The 1,138-nt window shown below is 68.5% G+C and carries 1 protein-coding gene; it reads left to right on the top strand.

Going from position 1 to position 1,138, the window contains the following annotated elements:
* On the top strand, nt 1-1,129 hold a 1,129-nt coding region (locus FHT97_RS31365; protein WP_246712867.1), incomplete at its 5' end, for a calcium-binding protein.
* Between the last annotated feature and the right edge of the window lie 9 nt (nt 1,130-1,138).

Genomic DNA, 1,138 nt, shown 5'->3' with positions numbered 1-1,138 from the left:
CGTCGACCTTGCATCCGGCACCGCCACCGGCGCCGATATCGGCAGCGACAGCCTTGATGGCATCGAGAACGTCATCGGCAGCGCCCATGACGATACGATTGGCGGCGACGCCTGCGACAACCAGCTGACCGGCGGGGCCGGCGACGATGTGGTCTCGGGCGGGGCTGGCGACGATGTCGTCGTCGTGCTCGCCACTCCGGCCGCCGACGGCAACGACGTCTATGACGGCGGGGCCGGCTGCGACACGCTCGACCTGTCGGCGCTGGTCAAGATGGTGATCGCCGACATCGAGGCCGGCTATGCCGAGGGCGAGGAGATCGGCCGCGATACGATCCTTGGCTTCGAGACCATTCATGGCGGCTCCGGCGACGATCGGTTCTCCGGCGGCAGCGGCACCGACATCCTTTATGGCGGGGGTGGCGACGATCAGGTGGCCGGGCGCAGTGGCGACGACCACCTGGTCGGCGGCGACGGCGACGACCGGCTCGACGGCGGTTCCGGCGACGACGTCTTCATCGTGCTCGCCCGTAGCGGCAACGGCGGTGATGACGGCGACGACCGGATGGATGGCGGCAGCGGCAGCGATTGCTACGATGCCTCGGCCACCGTGCTCGGTGTCGTCATCGATCTCGAGCGCGGCGAAGCCTCCGGTGCGGAGATCGGCGACGACGCACTCCTCGACGTCGAGAATGCCAGCTGCGGCTCCGGCGACGACACGATCATCGCCTCGGCCCGGGTCAACGTGCTGGTCGGCGGCGACGGCAACGACGTCTTCGTCTTCCAGTCGCTCGCAAGCCTTGCGAACGACAGCGCCGGCCATGATGAGATCGTCGACTTCGGCGTCGGCGACCGCATCGATCTCTCCGCGCTTGGCCAGTACGGCACGCTGACCTTCGCCGGCCTGCAGATCGACGGCGACACGCCGCAGATCGGCTCGGTCACCTTCTACTACGAGGCGCTCGGCGACGACACCCGCACCGTCGTACGCACCATCGTCGACCTCGACCATGACGACGACCTGCAGATCCTGCTGCGCGGCCATCACGAGCTGACCGCTGAGGACTTCATCCTCGCCGCCATCGAGCCCGGCCAGGTCACGGCCGACAGCCAGCCGATGGGACAGGCGTGACGCCTGTCC

The organism is Rhizobium sp. BK399 (assembly GCF_014194695.1).
Classification (GTDB): Bacteria; Pseudomonadota; Alphaproteobacteria; order Rhizobiales; family Rhizobiaceae; genus Rhizobium.
Note: the sequence above shows the minus strand (reverse complement) of the source record. Positions and strands in the feature narration are given on the sequence as shown.